The following is a 15,736-nucleotide window of genomic DNA, read 5'->3' on the forward strand; positions in this document are numbered from 1 at the left end:
CCTTTTAGGCGGTTATTCGGCAGATTCATCACTGGTATCTTTGCTTGTTAGACGGTGGGCCACTGTTTCCGGTTGTACAGCCGATAAAATGACGTGGTCGCTGTCAGTAATAATTACTGCCCGGGTCCGACGTCCGTATGTAGCATCAATAAGCATACCCCGATCACGGGCTTCCTGAATAATCCTTTTGATGGGAGCAGATTCCGGGCTGACAATAGAGATAATCCTGTTAGCCGATACGATATTGCCGAAGCCAATGTTGATCAATTTTATATCCATTAAGACTCCTCCTATGACATTTATAGGCTGTTAGACGTAGCTCTCCTATATTACTCTATGTTTTGGATTTGCTCTCTGACCTTCTCAATTTCACTTTTAATTTCAACCACCACATTAGCAATTGTCGAATCGTTGGCCTTAGAAGCAATGGTATTTGTTTCCCTGTTAATCTCCTGCACAATAAAATCCAGCTTGCGTCCAACCGCTTCAGCTGCTGTAACCGTTGCTTTAAATTGAGATAAATGACTTTTTAAGCGCACAATTTCCTCAGTAACATTCGTTCGGTCGGCAAATAGTGCGGTTTCCTGGATCAGTCTGGTTTCATCAGGTTCTGCTCCGGCCGCAGCCAGCAGTTCCCGCATGCGGACCAGCAGTCTTTCCCGGTAATCAATAAGGATTTGCGGGGCTCGTGCTTCAATGCTGGCTATATATGTGTACAGTTTGTCAACCCGCTCCAGCAGGTCACGCTCAATATTGGCTCCTTCAGTTTCCCGCATTCTCATCAGATTTAATACCGCTGATTCAATCGCCGTTCCCAATTTAGGCCATAATTGCTCAACATCTTCTGTTATTTCCTCCACCTTGAGCACATCAGGATATTTAGCAAGATGAAAGATATTATCGCTGGCAGGCATTTCAACGATACCGGCTAATTCTCTCATTGCATTATGGTAAGCTATTGCCAATTCTTTGTCAACCCTTACTGTCCGTTTCTTTTCTCCGTATTCATCCACAGTGATAAAAGCATCAATCCGGCCACGCAAAATAGTATTGGCAATACTGCGGCGGATTTTGTCTTCCAGACTGCCGAAAGTTTTCGGCATACGGATTACAATCTCGTTATACCGGTGATTTACCGCTTTAATTTCAACCACAATCCGATGGGTTGAATCAATATATTCACCGCGGCCAAATCCGGTCATACTTTTTAGCACGAAACCTGCACCTGCCTTTGCGTATGTTATTATTGACTGATAATACAATTTTAACCCGTAGATTTTACCTGTTACTTCGCTTTGTTCCTGCTAAATCCCTTTTTACCAAAAAAATAAATGGAGATAACCTCCATTTTTGGCAGAAAATCATTTAAATTTCGGCAAATCGAAGTAAAACCGGCGTTCCTGCTTATCTTTGGTGGTGACGAATAATGTAATGGGTTTATTCAGCAGAATATCTTTATCGGAAAAGTAAAAATAAGAATGGGCGGTATATTGTGGTTTATCAGGAAAGCGCGGGGTTTTGACCGGCGGGTTTGCCACTGCATGGTAGGGTTTAAACACCTTCTTTTCCTGCCTGAGGGTGACCTGAACTCCCTCGGTAAAATTGGGACTGTTGCCGTTGGCTGTTATACTGAAAACCAGACAGCCCGCATAATCGGCAAGGATTTTTTCGCTGTCGGCCAGCTCCACAACCTGCTTGCTCCGGACTTTATCCCGGGCATCGTTCGCTATCAGCAAAAAAGGTGTATATAAATAAGCTTTTTCCGTTGTTTCATTAAGTATAGGAGCTTTTTCCTCATAAACAAGCCAGGGGGCAAGAAACTCCGTAAGCGCCAGCTGCTGACGTTTTACGCCGTAATCCTGAGCTTCAAGGATAACTTCTTTATTTACTAATGATATTGCCCCCGCGGGCCAGGGAATCGAGACCAGGAGCAGCAGGCTGAGAAAAAAAGCGGAAAGAAACCTCACCTAAACACCTCCGATGACAAATATCTTCGCTATTACTATTAGGCACTGGCATAAAGAATTCCTTTTTTTGCATGGATAACTTATATAAAAAACCGGCTCAAGACGAGCCGCTGCTGCCCTATCCTGCTAGAAAGGTTAACTTTTTAACAGGATAGGGCAGCAGCGGCTTTTGCTTTCGCTAAGGCTCGGCGCCAGCCGTGTTTTCTTACAATAAGTATTCTCCTCTGAATACCTCAACCGCCGGGCCTGATTTATAGATATGGTTATTGTCGGCCCAGTGGATAAACAGGTCACCGCCGTCTAATTTTACAGTTGCCTGCCGGTCGGTATGACCGTTTAGCACTGCGGCTACTAAAGCCGCGCTGGCCCCGGTGCCGCAGGCCTTGGTTATGCCGGCCCCCCTTTCCCAAACACGCATTCTCAGGGTCTGCCGGTCAACGACCTGTATGAACTCAACATTGGTTTTGCGGGGAAAAAGAGCATGGGTCTCAATTTTCGGTCCAATGGCAGCTAGATCAACTGCGGCTACATCATCAACAAAAATGACACAGTGAGGATTGCCCATGGAGAGGGCGGTGACCCGGTAGGTTTGGCCGCCGACCTCAATTGCGGCATTGATGGTTTTTTCAACAGCATTACCGGTCATTGGGGTTTCGCCGCGGGTAAGTTTCGGTTCGCCCATATCAACCTTAACCGTTGCCAGGGTATTCTGATCAAATATCAGCTCCGGCGTAATAATTCCGGCCAGCGTGTCTAATGTAATTGTTGTTTTATCCGTAAGGCCGGTTTCGTAGAGATAACGGGCCACACAGCGGGTCGCGTTACCGCACATGTCAGCTTCGCTGCCATCAGAATTAAAGATCCGCATTTTAAAATCAGCGATGTCTGATGGTAAGATAACAACAAGCCCGTCGGCACCAATGCCGAAATTACGGTCACAGACGGCCAGCGCCTGCTGCCGGTAATCAGAAATAGGTTCTGTTTTACTATTGATAATTACGAAATCATTGCCCAATCCATGCCACTTTGTAAAATGCATGCTATTCCTCCTAGAAGTGTAGTTACCGGTTTTGCGGCAAAATTGTACGGCGCGCCGGCCGGGGTTTGAATATGTGTTTAAAGCCGTTGACTATCAGTGTCCAGCCGGAAACGGTCAGGACAAGCGCCCAGTCACCCAATGAAAGCGGCACAGTTGAAAAAATAGCGCTTAAAAACGGGATATACATGACCGAAAGCTGCATAACAGTAGAGAAGGTTACAGCTGCCAGCAGATACTTATTACTGGTAAATGTAAGCTCAAAGATGGTAGCAGTTTCGGAACGGCAGTCAAATACGTGGAACATCTGGCAATATACCAGGGTCGCAAAGGCCGCTGTTCTGGCCAGCGCCAAATCATTCTGTAGATAGTATATCACACTAAAGACAAAAAGTGTGCTCAAACCTATTTGAATACCACGGCCGATAATTTTCCGGCTTAAACCGCGGGAAAAAACACTTTCTCCCGGATGGCGGGGCGGCCGCTTCATAATATTGGGATTATAAGAATCCACGCCCAGCGCCATTGCCGGCAGACCGTCGGTAACAAGATTCACCCACAATATCTGCACAGGCAGCAGCGGCATCGGCATACCCAGCAATGCCGCCAAAAACATAGTCAGTACTTCGCCGATATTGCACGATAATAAGTACCTGATGAATTTCCTGATATTATCGTAGATACCACGGCCTTCTTCTACGGCGGCGACAATTGTTGCAAAGTTATCATCCGCCAGCACCATGGCTGATGCTTCTTTAGTAACAGCGGTGCCGGAAATCCCCATGGCAATCCCGATATCTGCCTCTTTTATTGCCGGGGCGTCGTTAACCCCGTCACCCGTCATGGCCACAATATGGCCATGACGCTTAAGCGCCCGGACGATTCTTAATTTATGGGCCGGCGATACGCGGGCATATACTGTGACTTTATTGACTGTGGCATCAAGCTCACCTTCATTCATCGCATCAAGCTCAGTACCGGTGAGGGCCTTATGCTGCCCGTCCCTGTATATATGCAGTTCCTGGGCGATGGCAATGGCGGTATTCTTATGATCACCGGTGATCATTACTGTTTTGATACCGGCTTCACGGCATAAGGCAATGGAGGACTTGGCTTCTTCGCGCGGGGGATCAATCATACCGATTAACCCGGCAAACACCAGCTCAGTTTCGATAGCCTCATCGGGATTCCTGGCCTGAGCCGGTGTCAGGCGGCGATAAGCCACTGCCAGTACCCGCAGGGCCTGCGATGACATTTGTTCGATAATATTGTTTATACTGGCTCTGTGCTCACTTGTCATAGTGGCAGGGCCTGCCGGCGTATGGGAATAACGGCACAGTTCTGTGATTGTATCAGGGGCGCCTTTCATATAAAGAATATTATTGTTATTGGCATCGCGATAGATAACCGACATGCGGCGGCGTTCAGATTCAAAAGGAATTTCAGCTACCCGCTGCTGGCTTTTTTCTATTTCCGTTTGCCAGATATCAGCTTTGGCAGCCGCAACAATAATTGCGCCTTCGGTAGGGTCGCCCTCAATCGACCAGCCTGTTCCGGTTTTATTGCGCCAGATCCCTGTAATCGCAATATTATTTTGTTTTAAGGTGCTATTATTGCAGAGAACGCCAATTGTCAGGCACTGCTGCAGAACTTTATCCCTACTGATTGTAACCGGCTGCTGGTTAAACAGGATATTGCCTTTTATATCATAACCTGTTCCGGTGACATCGTATGTATTGCCGTTAGCAAATATTTGCCTCACTGTCATCTGATTCTGGGTCAGTGTTCCTGTTTTATCAGAGCAGATCACGGTTGTGCAGCCCAGGGTTTCAACCGCCGGCAGTTTGCGGATAATTGCCCGTTGCTTAATCATGCGCTGGACGCCGAGGGCCAGGGCCACAGTTACGATGGCAGGCAGACCTTCGGGAATAGCCGCAACCGCCAGGCTGATACCGGCCATACACATCAGAAACAGGGATTCCCCTTTAATCACACCAGTAACGACAACGATTAAACAGATCGCCAGACAGCCCCAGACCAGCAATCTGCCAAGCTGGTCTAACCGTCTCTCTAACGGTGTGGTTTCTTCCGTTGTCTCCTGGATCATGCCGGCAATATGCCCTACTTCAGTAGCCATACCAGCTGCACATACCACCGCTTTTCCCCGGCCTCTGACTATGCTGGTACCGGCGTAGACCATGTTTTTTCGGTCACCGAGGGGAGCATCCTCACTAAAGCTGCGGTCGGCTACTTTGCGTACAGGCATAGATTCACCGGTGAGGGCGGCCTCGTCTACCTCCAGATTGTGGACATTAATCAGCCGGCCGTCGGCGGCCAGCTTATCACCGGCTTCCAGTACCAGCATGTCTCCAGGCACCAGCTCCCTGGCAGGAATTTGTTGTACCATACTGTTTCTAACTACTCTTGCTGTGGGCGATGCCAGCTTTTTTAAAGCAGACAGCGATTGCTCGGCCCGGTATTCCTGGATAAAGCCTAAGACAGCATTCATCAAGACGATGATTAAGATGGTGACGGCGTCGGCATATTCACCCAATAAGGCCGATATTAACGTAGCCCCCAGCAAGACTAATACCATAAAATCCTGAAATTGGGCTAAAAACCGCTTCCACCACGGTACCTTTTCTTTTTCGGCCAGTTCATTAAAGCCGAATTTGTCCAGTCTGATCTTTACTTCGGCAGTGGATAAACCATCGGCAAAGCTGGTTTGCCAGAATTGAACCGCTTCATCTGGTGTGCGTGTATACCATTTTTCCCTATCCATGCAGCCACCTCGCTAACATGCGTTTTGCTTTATTAACCATGATATTCTGCTACGGGGTGAATTAGACCGGGTTTGACCGCTAATTACAGGGGTGATATACTATTGGCAAATTGCTATTGGATGACGGAGGTTTTCTACAATGAATCTTGACGGCTTGTCGCTGGCCCCGCTGGTCGGGGAGCTTAATACCGCCCTCACTGGCGGGCGGATTGATAAAGTATTTCAGCCTGACCCCTATTCTCTCTTACTATGGGTGCGGCAACCAGGGGCAAACCTGCGGTTTTTGCTCTCGGCTAACCCGGCGCGCCCCAAACTCCTGCTTACGGCTACCGCGCCCGAAAACCCGGCTGTTGCTCCTAACTTTTGCATGCTGCTGCGCAAGCACCTGGAAGACGGACGTATTGCCGGTATTGAACAGCATAGTCTTGACCGTATTGTCAACATCAACATTGATGTGCGCGGGGAACGGGGCATCATTGTTACCAAATGTCTGGTTGTCGAAATTATGGGCAAACACAGCAATATTATTTTAACCCAGAATAATCTCATCATTGATGCTGTCCGACGGGTGAGTGCCCAGGTCAGCCGCTACCGGCAGGTACTGCCTGGTAAAGAATACGCCTATCCGCCCGGTCAGGACAGGTTGAATATCCTGGCAACAGATCCGTTTCTGTTTGCCGAAAAGGTCCTGGCAGCGCCGGCTGCCTCGCTCAGCAAAGCGATTATGGCCACAGGCATTGGCCTGGGACCGCTCACTGTACGGGAGCTGGCCTGGCGTGGCGGTTTTTCGCCGGATATTAGCCTTAGTGAACTTGACGCCGCCGATACCGCGGCCTTAAGTGAAGCGGTTGCGAGTATTGCTGCCCCCCTTAAAGAGGGGCAGGTCAACCCCAGTATTGTTGTAGAGGGGCAGCGGCCACTGGCGATTGCTGCCTTTGTCCCCGGGCATCTCAGCCAGTATGATCGCCACACTTTCCCCAGCATGAATGCGGCCGTCGAGTACTTTGACAAATATCAGGGCCGTCCGTCTGTGCCGGAGAAAGAAGTCCTGAACAAGCTGCTCGCAGCCGAATTAGCCAGGCTGACCCGTAAGCAGGCTGTGTTAGCCGGTGAACTGTCACAGGCGGAAAATGCCGGTGAACTCAGAAAATACGGCGATATTCTGATGGCTAACCTGTATGCGGTTAACACCGGCGTTGCCGAACAGGCGCTGCTTGACATATATAGTGCGGGGCCTGAAGCCCAGCAGATTATTATCAAATTAGATTCTGACCTGTCCCCGCTGGCGAATGCGCAACAGTATTATGCAAAGTACAACAAGGCCAAACGCTCGGGGGAGCATTTGGCCGGTCAGCTCAAGGAATGCCAGGATGAGATTGTTTATTTAGAGAGTATTGCTATCGCGCTCGCCCATGCCTTTGCCAGTGCCGAAGTGAATGAAGTGCGGCAGGAACTGATTGCCGCCGGCTATCTAAAAACCTCGGAAAAACGGCGGCCGCCGGCTGCGCCTTCTTCACCGTTCACTGTTAAAAGCAGTGAGGGCTTTAATCTTATAATCGGTAAAAATAATCGCCAGAATGACCTTGTAACCTTTAAACAGGCTCAACCTGACGACATATGGCTGCACACCAAGGATATACCGGGATCCCATGTTATTATCCGGGGCGAAAACCGGGAAATTACGGAGCAGGCCATAAAAGAGGCCGCCCGGCTGGCCGCCTATTTTAGTAAGAGCCGTCAGTCAGCCAATGTTCCGGTCGACTATACCAGGCGGCGGCATGTCCGTAAACCCTCTGGGGCTAAACCCGGTTTTGTCGTTTATGATCATCAAAATACCATTTATGTAACACCTGATGAAACGCTGGGACAGCAATTGCTCAGCCGGTAACAATTTCTTTGATGACAACCTGCTCACTGCCATCGACTGAAGTCAGCTGTACGCTGACTATTTCTTTGCCTGAAGTCGGTACATTTTTGCCCACATAATCGGCTCTGACCGGGAGTTCGCGATGACCGCGGTCAATGAGTACAGCCAGCTGAATGGCTGCCGGCCGGCCGATATCCATGATTGCATCCAGGGCGGCTCTGACTGTACGCCCGGTAAATAAGACATCATCGACAAGGACCACTTTTTTGTCATTAATAGAAAAAGGGATCAGTGTCTCATGGACAATCGGCTGATAGGCCAGGGTAGACAGGTCATCCCTGTACAGGGTGATATCCAGCACCCCTACCGGTAATTCAATACCTTCAATCCGTTTGATTTCTTCTGCTATGCGCTGGGCTAACGGTACACCGCGCGTTCTGATACCGACCAGTGTCAAATCACCGACCCCTTTGTTGCGTTCCACAATTTCATGGGCTACGCGGGTGAGGGCCCGTTTAACGGCTTGCGCGTCCATGATAATAGCCTTGTCTACCCAGTTTACATGTTTAGCCATAGTATTATTGCTCCTCTCTTTTGGATGTTTTCAGTTGATTAAGTATAGCTGCCATATCGTCAGGCAGGGGGGCGGTAAATATCATGGTCTCACCGGTAGCCGGGTGCCGGAGTGAAAGCTCAGCCGAATGAAGGGCCTGGCCGGCGATGGCAAAACGTTTTTTTTCCGGTCCGTATTTGGGATCACCTACAACCGGATGATCTATATACTGCATATGTACCCTGATTTGATGGGTACGCCCGGTTTGCAGCCTGCATTCAACAAATGTATAATTAACGAACCGTTCGACAACACGGAAGCGGGTGATGGCCTCTTTGCTATTGCTAAAGGTAACCGCCATTTTTTTCCGGTCGGACGGATGACGGCCGATGGGCGCATTAATGATACCCTGCTCTTCGGCAATATTGCCATGAACAATCGCCAGATATTTACGGCTGGCCGTACGGCTTTTAATCTGCTCGGCCAGGTCGAGATGAGCGCGGTCATTTTTGGCCGCTACCATCACCCCGGAAGTATCTTTATCAAGGCGATGCACAATTCCCGGCCGGATCTCGCCATTGATGCCTGATAAATCAGTGCAATGCTCTAACAGGGCATTGACCAGCGTTCCCTGATAGTTGCCGGCTGCCGGATGCACGACCATACCCCGGGCCTTATTCAGGACGATAATATCGGCATCTTCATAAAGGATAGCAAGGGGAATCGATTCGGCCACAATTTCTATAGGCTTAGCCGCGGGAAAAGTAATCATGATCTGATCGTCAGCCTGCGCTTTATAATTGGCTTTGGCCGCCTTACCATTGACAGTGACCAGTTTGCCGGCAATCAGTTTTTGCAGGTGGGAGCGGGACAGTTCGGGAAACCGGTTTGTCAGGAGGACATCCAGCCTGCCCCCCTGTTCTTCGTCTGTTGCCGCAAAACTTGTGGTATGACTGACAGGTGTTTGATTTTGCTCCACAGTATCATCCCTATCTTGATTTTTCTTGATTTTCATTAGGAAAAGACCTAAATATCAGTGTATAAATTACGCAGCCGACACCTGTTACAATGGCAATATCGGCCACATTGAACACCGGCCAGATACGGAAATCAAAAAAATCAATGACATAGCCGGTCTGGATCCTGTCGATAACATTACCAACCGCGCCGCCGGCCAGCAGGCTTAAACCCAGGCGCATCAGGCGGAATTTATCAGGAATCTGTTGAAAAAAATAAATAGTAAAAGTTAGCATAAGCAACGCAATTATGATAAAAAACTTCTGCTGGTTTTCTAAAATACCAAAAGCAGCACCGGGATTTAACACATAGGTAATATGAAAAATATTGTCCAGCACCGGCAGTGACATTCCGGGCAGCATATGGGCCTGAATATACTGTTTAGACAACTGATCAAGGATGATAACTGCTATGGCAATGATTCCAAATCCTAATATCGGCACCAAACCTCTCTCCCATTCTTATCTGGCTGACTTAAACTATGATAACATGATACCGGAATTTTTTCCAAACGTAAAGAAGCGCGGCCAAAATTGCCGCGTTTCTTACTGGTGCCTTGGCAAAAAAAATTGGATGTTAGTTTTAGACAACGTAGATTTTTTCGCAATGCAAGGCGGAGGACGCTAACTGATTCATTAAGAGCTGCTTTAATGATCCTGTAGGATATGGGCCTCTTATTACTGGCACGGGCCGCGCTGGACACATGTAAGGCGACGGTAACGAAGCTGGGCGGGAAATATCGCGTCAAGAACACTGTAGATTTGGGTTTGGTGGACTACTTGTTTTTATGGGGCAGGAAGTAGCGTTCAAAGGCATCTCGGTAGTAATAGACAATGAAGCCTGTAATGATAAGCAATGATGTAATCGCCGCTGCCCATTTGAAATCATGGCTCAGATTTTGCCCCACTATTGAATAGAGCAGAATAGCCGGTGTCTGGCCGATAGCGGTAGCGACTGTAAACTGAAGTAAAGAGATTTTTGTCAGGCCTGCGCCATAGCTTATCACTTTAAATGGAACAAGCGGGACGAGTCTGGTGATAAATACGGCCAGCACACCATGTTTTTTAAAAAAGGTATCGGTAAAAATTAAATATTTTACGCTGATAAACCGCTCGACTACCGGACGTCCATACCAACGGGCAATGCTAAAGTCAAGGCCGGCGCCCAGGAGCGCCCCTGCCCAGGAATATAAAGAGCCTAATTTCCAGCCAAATATCCAGGCGTTTGTTATCGTTATAATCAGCCCCGGCACCAGCGGCACCATAGACTGCAGCGTCATAAGCGCAATGCTGGTTAGTGGTGCCCAGAGACCATAGGAGAGAATAAACTGGCGCAGACCTTCAAAATTTCGACATTTTAGATAGGTAATGCCTTCAGTAGCAAACTGTTGCACTCCCGGTAAACCAAAATAAGCGGCTACAACCAGTCCTAAGACACAAATCTTGGCAATAATTATGCAGTTTGGTTCCGGACGGGTCATTCAGCCACCTCCATGCCTGGGGTTGTATAAGATAATATCTGTTTTGCCTGTATAGCTCAGCAACCTAAATAGTATACCCGTTGCACGTTTTATAATTAAACAAAAAACAGATAAATCCTGCATTAGGAACAGTTTGGCTTGTCGAATGTTAGCAACGCCGGCCGCTGGCCATAGGTGTTTTTGACAGTTATCAGCAGAAAGTGCTGATAGGCAAAAAAGAAACCGGCAGCTTAGCGGCCGGTTTCTTTTTTTTGGCGTTTACGGGCCTGGTGGCTGGCACTGTCCGGTTCGCTGGGGATAGCGTCTGCAGGTTCAACCATGCCCAGATGCTCATTGCTGTTGGGAAACAGTGCTTTATAATTAGTTGAACCCGGAATATCCTGCGGTGTGTCTGAACTCCCGTACCGGGCCACTGCCTGGAGCGCATCCTCGCCGTCATAACCGACTGATCCGAGTGTATCTGCGTCCAGAAAACTGCGTTGAAAAGGCGGCGCAAGCGCTTCTTCCTCCAGTGGCCGGCCGGCAATAGCCGTTTTTTCAAGGTTTTCCTGGCAATGAATACACTGGGTGGCCCAGGGCTGTGCCTCCAGCCGCGCGGGCGCTATCTCCGCCCCACAATGGTCACAGCGGCCATAGGTGCCATTGTGGATTTTTTCCAACGCCCGTTCAACATTGCTTAAAAGCACCTGTTCATTGTCATGGAGGCCGAGATCCTTGCTGCGCTCAAAGGTTTCGCTGCCCAGGTCAGCCGGATGGTTATCATAGGTTGACAGTTCACCTGTCGTACCGGACAAGGCCGAATTTAGCCCGGTAGCTTCCAGGCGCTGCAGTGTATGAGCCAGTTCAGCTTTTTTTGCTGTCAGCCGGGTTTTAAATGCTGCTAATTGTCCGGGGTGCAAGCATAAGCCCCCTTTCTAATGGATAAATTTTGCGACCTCCGCCAGCCGCAGCCGCTCCTTGAATTGTTTAGGCTGTTCATCGCTGTAGCCGAGGCAAATGATGGCCACAGCCCTGAGCCGGGGCGGGGCCTCAACAATCTCGGCGACCTTCTTTTCATCAAAAGCGCCGACCCAGCAGGCGGCAATGCCTAAGCCTTCAGCGGCTAACAGAATATTCTGGGTTGCTGCCGCTGTATCCTGCAGGCAGTATAACTGAGCGCCCCGCTCGCCATAACGCTCATTCGAGCGGGCCGGATCAGCCAAAACAACGACAACAGTGGGGGCGTCGCTGACTTGCTCCTGATCAAAGGCGACATTGGCCAGTTTTTCTTTTACCGACAGGTCCTGTACTACATAAAAATACCAGGGCTGCAGATTACCTGCGCTTGGCGCCATATTGCCAGCCTCTAAAATTCTTGTTAAGGTTGGTTCGGGAATTTGTGCAGATTTAAAATTACGGACACTGTGGCTTTCTCGTATACAGTCAAAGACGTCTTTGGTCATGGTTCAGCCTCCTTTGAATTCTACTTAAAATGTACCGTTTTTTGTTTCAACAAACCGGACAATGTCGGCAATAAAACCACCGATACCGGGAATGTTGAGCATGATTAACTGTTTGAGAAAAGCGAGCAGTAGGGCAAATACCAGGCTGGCTCCAATTGCGATGCCTAAACCGCGGGCAATACCGGCCACAAAATTTGTGAAAATCAGCCTGGCCGGACGTTCCAGCATTTCCATGTAATCAGCAAACCGCATAGCTTCCAACCGGTTGACAAGCCGTTCCAGCTGTTTAGCGGCAAACTCAGGTTGCTTTTCCTCAGTATAATTAGTATTTACCCGATTTTTATTGTCCATGCAAACAGTCCTCCACTTGTGTTATTATTCCCTAATGAAAAAAAATAAACCGGGATGAGTCTCCCGGTTTATCATGCTTACATATTTTTTACGACAGTAGTGCACCGGTCACAGAGTGAAGGGTGCTCTGTATCCTGGTTCACTGTTGAGCTATAAATCCAGCAGCGTTCACATTTGAGGCCCTGCGCCGGTGCAACTAAAACAGCCAGTTGCAGGTCTGCGGCGCGATAGGCTTCACCCGGAGCTTGGGCAAATGTATTTAATAAAGCTACATCAGAAACAATGAGCAGTGTGGCTAAATCATCCTGAATCGCGGTAAGCGCAGTCAGTTCGTCACCGGCAGCATAAAGGGTGACGGCAGCATCCAGGGAATGACCGATCACTTTGTTGCGGCGGGCCGTTTCGAGGGCTTTAGTGATTTCGCCGCGCAGTGCCAGGATTTTATCCCATTTCGCCTCCAGCGCCGGCTCGAAATATTCCGGATGAGCCACCGGCCAGCTTGCTAATTGTACGCTTTCCGGACGCCCCGCTGCTTGCGGCATGTACTGCCAGACCTCTTCGGCGGTAAAGGTCAATACCGGGGCGACAACGGCAACGAGGGTATTAAGAATTTCATACATAGCTGTCTGAGCGGCCCGGCGTTCAACCGAAGCCGGCAATGCAGTGTAAACACGGTCTTTAAGGATATCGAGGTAAAAAGCGCTTAAATCTACAGCGCAGAAGTTGTGGACGGTGTGATACAGGAGATGAAACTCATAGTCTTCATAAGCCTGGGTAACCTTGGCTCTGACTTGTTCCAGCCGCATAAGCGCCCAACGGTCAATCTCCAGCAACTGATGATAGGCAACCTTGTCGGTAGCCGGGTTGAAATCATGCAGGCTGCCTAAAATATAGCGAAAAGTATTGCGGATTTTCCGGTATACTTCAGCCAGTTGCTTGAGAATATCTTTGGAAATCCGGATATCAGCCTTATAATCGGCCGAGGCTACCCACAGGCGGAGGATATCAGCGCCATACTGCTTGATAACCTCCTGGGGAAAGATGGTATTGCCGATCGACTTGGACATTTTCCGGCCGTCACCGTCCACGACAAAACCATGGGTTAAAACTGCCTTATAGGGAGCAGTTCCCCGGGTAGCCACTGAGGTTAACAGTGATGACTGGAACCAGCCGCGATGCTGGTCGCTGCCTTCCAGGTAAAGGTCGGCCGGCCACGTAAGTTCCAGGCGCTGTTCGAGGACGGCGGCATGGCTCGAGCCGCTGTCAAACCATACGTCCATAATATCGGTCTCCTTGCGGAATTCGTTATGGCCGCAATGCGGGCAGGCAAAGTCCCGGGGTAAGATTTCTTCCGGTTTTCTGGCCCACCAGGCATCTGATCCTTCGAGACGGAACACTTCTTTAATAGCATGAATTGTCTCGTCATTAATTATATGCTGATTACACTTAATACAGTAGAAAATCGGAATCGGCAGGCCCCATACCCGTTGCCGTGAGATACACCAGTCCTGGCGGTCGGCCACCATATTATGAATGCGGTCTTCACCCCAGGTCGGAATCCATTTAACATCATTGGCAATCGCAGCCAGGGCTTCGCTCCGGAAGCCGTCAACCGATGCAAACCATTGTTCAGTTGCCCGGTAAATGATGGGGTTCTTGCAGCGCCAGCAGTGCGCGTATTGATGTTTGATCGAGCTTTTGCCCAGCAGTAGGCTAAGGGCTGCCAATTCTTTAATGACCGGAACATTGGCGTCAGCTACTGCCAGCCCTGCAAACTTACCGGCTTCGGCAGTGAATTTACCGGCCGGGTCAACCGGGTTGATGACCGGCAGACCATATTTCATACCTACCTCAAAGTCTTCCTGGCCATGGCCGGGAGCGGTATGAACACAGCCGGTACCGGCTTCCAGCGTGACATGCTCACCGAGGATAACGGGTGATTCACGGTCAAAGAATGGATGGCTGAAGACCATGCCTTCAATGGCGGCGCCTTTCATTGTGGAGAGAACCGTATATTCGCCCAGGTTATTGGCTTTAACCACGCTTTCTACTAATTCACTGGCTAACAGATATATTTCGTCATTTATCTCCACCCAGGCATATTCAATATCAGGATGGACACAGATGGCAACATTCGCCGGCATTGTCCAGGGGGTCGTCGTCCAGATAACGGCATATACTTTGGCGGCGTCAACACCTACCGGCAGGTTGCCTTTATCATCGATAAGCGGAAATTTAACATAAATCGAATGCGATTTTTTCTCGGCATACTCAATCTCCGCTTCCGCAAGGGCTGTTTCACAGGAAGTGCACCAATAGACAGATTTAAGGCCTTTATAAATATACCCTTTTTTGGCCATTGCCCCGAATACTTCAATCTGCTTGGCTTCATACTCCGGATACAGCGTTACGTACGGGTTTTCCCAGTCACCGGCAACGCCCAGCCGTTTGAAATCCTCCCGCTGCAGGTCCAGGCATTTGAGGGCATACTGTCTGCACTCACGGCGTAAATCAAGTGGATTTAGTTCATGCCGGTTTAAGCCGAGAATCTTGATGGCTGCATGTTCAATAGGCAGGCCATGAGTATCCCAGCCGGGGACATAGGGAGCATCAAAACCCTGCAATGATTTATATTTGACAATAATGTCCTTGAGAATCTTGTTTAGCGCCGTACCAATATGGATGTTGCCGTTAGCGTAGGGCGGCCCGTCATGCAGGACAAATTTGGTTTGGCCCTTGCCCTTAGTGAGCTTTTTTTCATAAATCTGGTGTTCACGCCAGTATTCGAGCATTTTAGGCTCCCGTTCAGGCAGATTGGCGCGCATAGGGAACTCTGTCTGCGGCAGGTTAAGTGTTTTGCTATAATCCAAAATCAGCACCTCCATAAAAATAAAAACTCTCATCCCTGAAAGGGACGAGAGATAAGTTTCCCGTGGTACCACCCTATTTGGCTAAACAGCCGCTTTATAACGCGGTAACGGGCGTCAGGCGGCGGAGCTTACTCTAGTTCAGTCCGCAGTTCGGGAGCGATGTCAGGCCAGGCTTTGGTTACCAGGCTTGCACCATATCCTGGTTCGCTGTATACCGCGTCAAGGCGCGTCTCCGTCATTACTGATTAAAATATTATCATGTACCCATATATTATACATGATCGGAGAATAAAGTCAAATATAGGCAGCGATTATACTGCAAAAAATATTTTTGTCAATCCCTGTAACCTTGACTGTTTTTGATCGGGTTT

At 49.1% G+C, this 15,736-nt stretch carries 14 protein-coding genes; 1 reads left to right on the forward strand and 13 read right to left on the reverse strand.

From position 1 onward, the window contains the following. Positions 1 to 12: 12 nt before the first annotated feature. The 5 genes from remA to SPTER_RS09945 form a co-directional block, all read right to left on the reverse strand. A complete protein-coding gene (remA, locus tag SPTER_RS09925) occupies positions 13 to 279 on the reverse strand; it encodes an extracellular matrix/biofilm regulator RemA (RefSeq protein WP_144350270.1) in 267 nt (88 codons plus the stop codon). A gap of 50 nt (positions 280 to 329) precedes the next feature. Then, entirely contained in the window at positions 330 to 1,214 is an 885-nt protein-coding gene (locus SPTER_RS09930) for a YicC/YloC family endoribonuclease (protein WP_144350271.1), read from the reverse strand. A 147-nt stretch (positions 1,215 to 1,361) separates the two neighbouring features. Next, positions 1,362 to 1,967: a hypothetical protein gene (locus SPTER_RS09935; protein WP_144350272.1), complete on the reverse strand. Its 606-nt coding sequence runs from the start codon at positions 1,965 to 1,967 to the stop codon at positions 1,362 to 1,364. Positions 1,968 to 2,172: 205 nt separating this feature from the next. Beyond that, a complete protein-coding gene (gene dapF / locus SPTER_RS09940; protein ID WP_144350273.1) occupies positions 2,173 to 3,006 on the reverse strand; it encodes a diaminopimelate epimerase in 834 nt (277 codons plus the stop codon). Between the two features lie 22 nt (positions 3,007 to 3,028). Further along, positions 3,029 to 5,785: a calcium-translocating P-type ATPase, SERCA-type gene (locus tag SPTER_RS09945; protein ID WP_144350274.1), complete on the reverse strand. Its 2,757-nt coding sequence runs from the start codon at positions 5,783 to 5,785 to the stop codon at positions 3,029 to 3,031. A 139-nt stretch (positions 5,786 to 5,924) separates the two neighbouring features. On the opposite strand from SPTER_RS09945, the gene SPTER_RS09950 reads away from it, so the two are divergent. Continuing rightward, positions 5,925 to 7,673 carry an Rqc2 family fibronectin-binding protein gene (locus SPTER_RS09950; RefSeq protein ID WP_144350275.1) on the forward strand — a complete coding sequence of 583 codons (1,749 nt, stop codon included), beginning with the start codon at positions 5,925 to 5,927 and terminating at the stop codon, positions 7,671 to 7,673. Here SPTER_RS09950 and pyrR read toward each other — a convergent pair. The 8 genes from pyrR to ileS form a co-directional block, all read right to left on the reverse strand. Next, the gene (gene pyrR, locus SPTER_RS09955) at positions 7,663 to 8,226 is read right to left on the reverse strand and encodes a bifunctional pyr operon transcriptional regulator/uracil phosphoribosyltransferase PyrR (RefSeq protein WP_144350276.1); all 564 of its coding nucleotides are present in this window, start codon (positions 8,224 to 8,226) and stop codon (positions 7,663 to 7,665) included. The genes SPTER_RS09950 and pyrR overlap by 11 nt on opposite strands. Positions 8,227 to 8,230: 4 nt before the next feature. Then, positions 8,231 to 9,220, reverse strand: a complete 990-nt coding sequence (locus tag SPTER_RS09960; protein ID WP_144350277.1) for an RluA family pseudouridine synthase — start codon at positions 9,218 to 9,220, stop codon at positions 8,231 to 8,233. Then, positions 9,195 to 9,665, reverse strand: a complete 471-nt coding sequence (lspA, locus tag SPTER_RS09965; protein WP_144350278.1) for a signal peptidase II — start codon at positions 9,663 to 9,665, stop codon at positions 9,195 to 9,197. The genes SPTER_RS09960 and lspA overlap by 26 nt, the downstream gene beginning before the upstream one ends. Positions 9,666 to 9,997: 332 nt before the next feature. Continuing rightward, on the reverse strand, positions 9,998 to 10,702 hold the full coding sequence (locus SPTER_RS09970; protein WP_144350279.1) for a TVP38/TMEM64 family protein: 705 nt from the start codon (positions 10,700 to 10,702) through the stop codon (positions 9,998 to 10,000). A gap of 230 nt (positions 10,703 to 10,932) precedes the next feature. Next, positions 10,933 to 11,601, reverse strand: a complete 669-nt coding sequence (locus SPTER_RS09975) for a TraR/DksA C4-type zinc finger protein (RefSeq protein ID WP_144350280.1) — start codon at positions 11,599 to 11,601, stop codon at positions 10,933 to 10,935. Positions 11,602 to 11,616: 15 nt separating this feature from the next. Further along, positions 11,617 to 12,144, reverse strand: a complete 528-nt coding sequence (locus SPTER_RS09980) for a nitroreductase family protein (protein ID WP_144350281.1) — start codon at positions 12,142 to 12,144, stop codon at positions 11,617 to 11,619. Between the two features lie 24 nt (positions 12,145 to 12,168). Continuing rightward, on the reverse strand, positions 12,169 to 12,495 hold the full coding sequence (locus SPTER_RS09985; RefSeq protein WP_246105553.1) for a DUF5665 domain-containing protein: 327 nt from the start codon (positions 12,493 to 12,495) through the stop codon (positions 12,169 to 12,171). 77 nt (positions 12,496 to 12,572) lie between these two features. Then, on the reverse strand, positions 12,573 to 15,374 hold the full coding sequence (ileS, locus tag SPTER_RS09990) for an isoleucine--tRNA ligase (protein ID WP_281289528.1): 2,802 nt from the start codon (positions 15,372 to 15,374) through the stop codon (positions 12,573 to 12,575). Positions 15,375 to 15,736: the final 362 nt, after the last annotated feature.

The organism is Sporomusa termitida (genome assembly GCF_007641255.1).
In the GTDB taxonomy this organism is placed as follows: Bacteria; Bacillota; Negativicutes; order Sporomusales; family Sporomusaceae; genus Sporomusa; species Sporomusa termitida.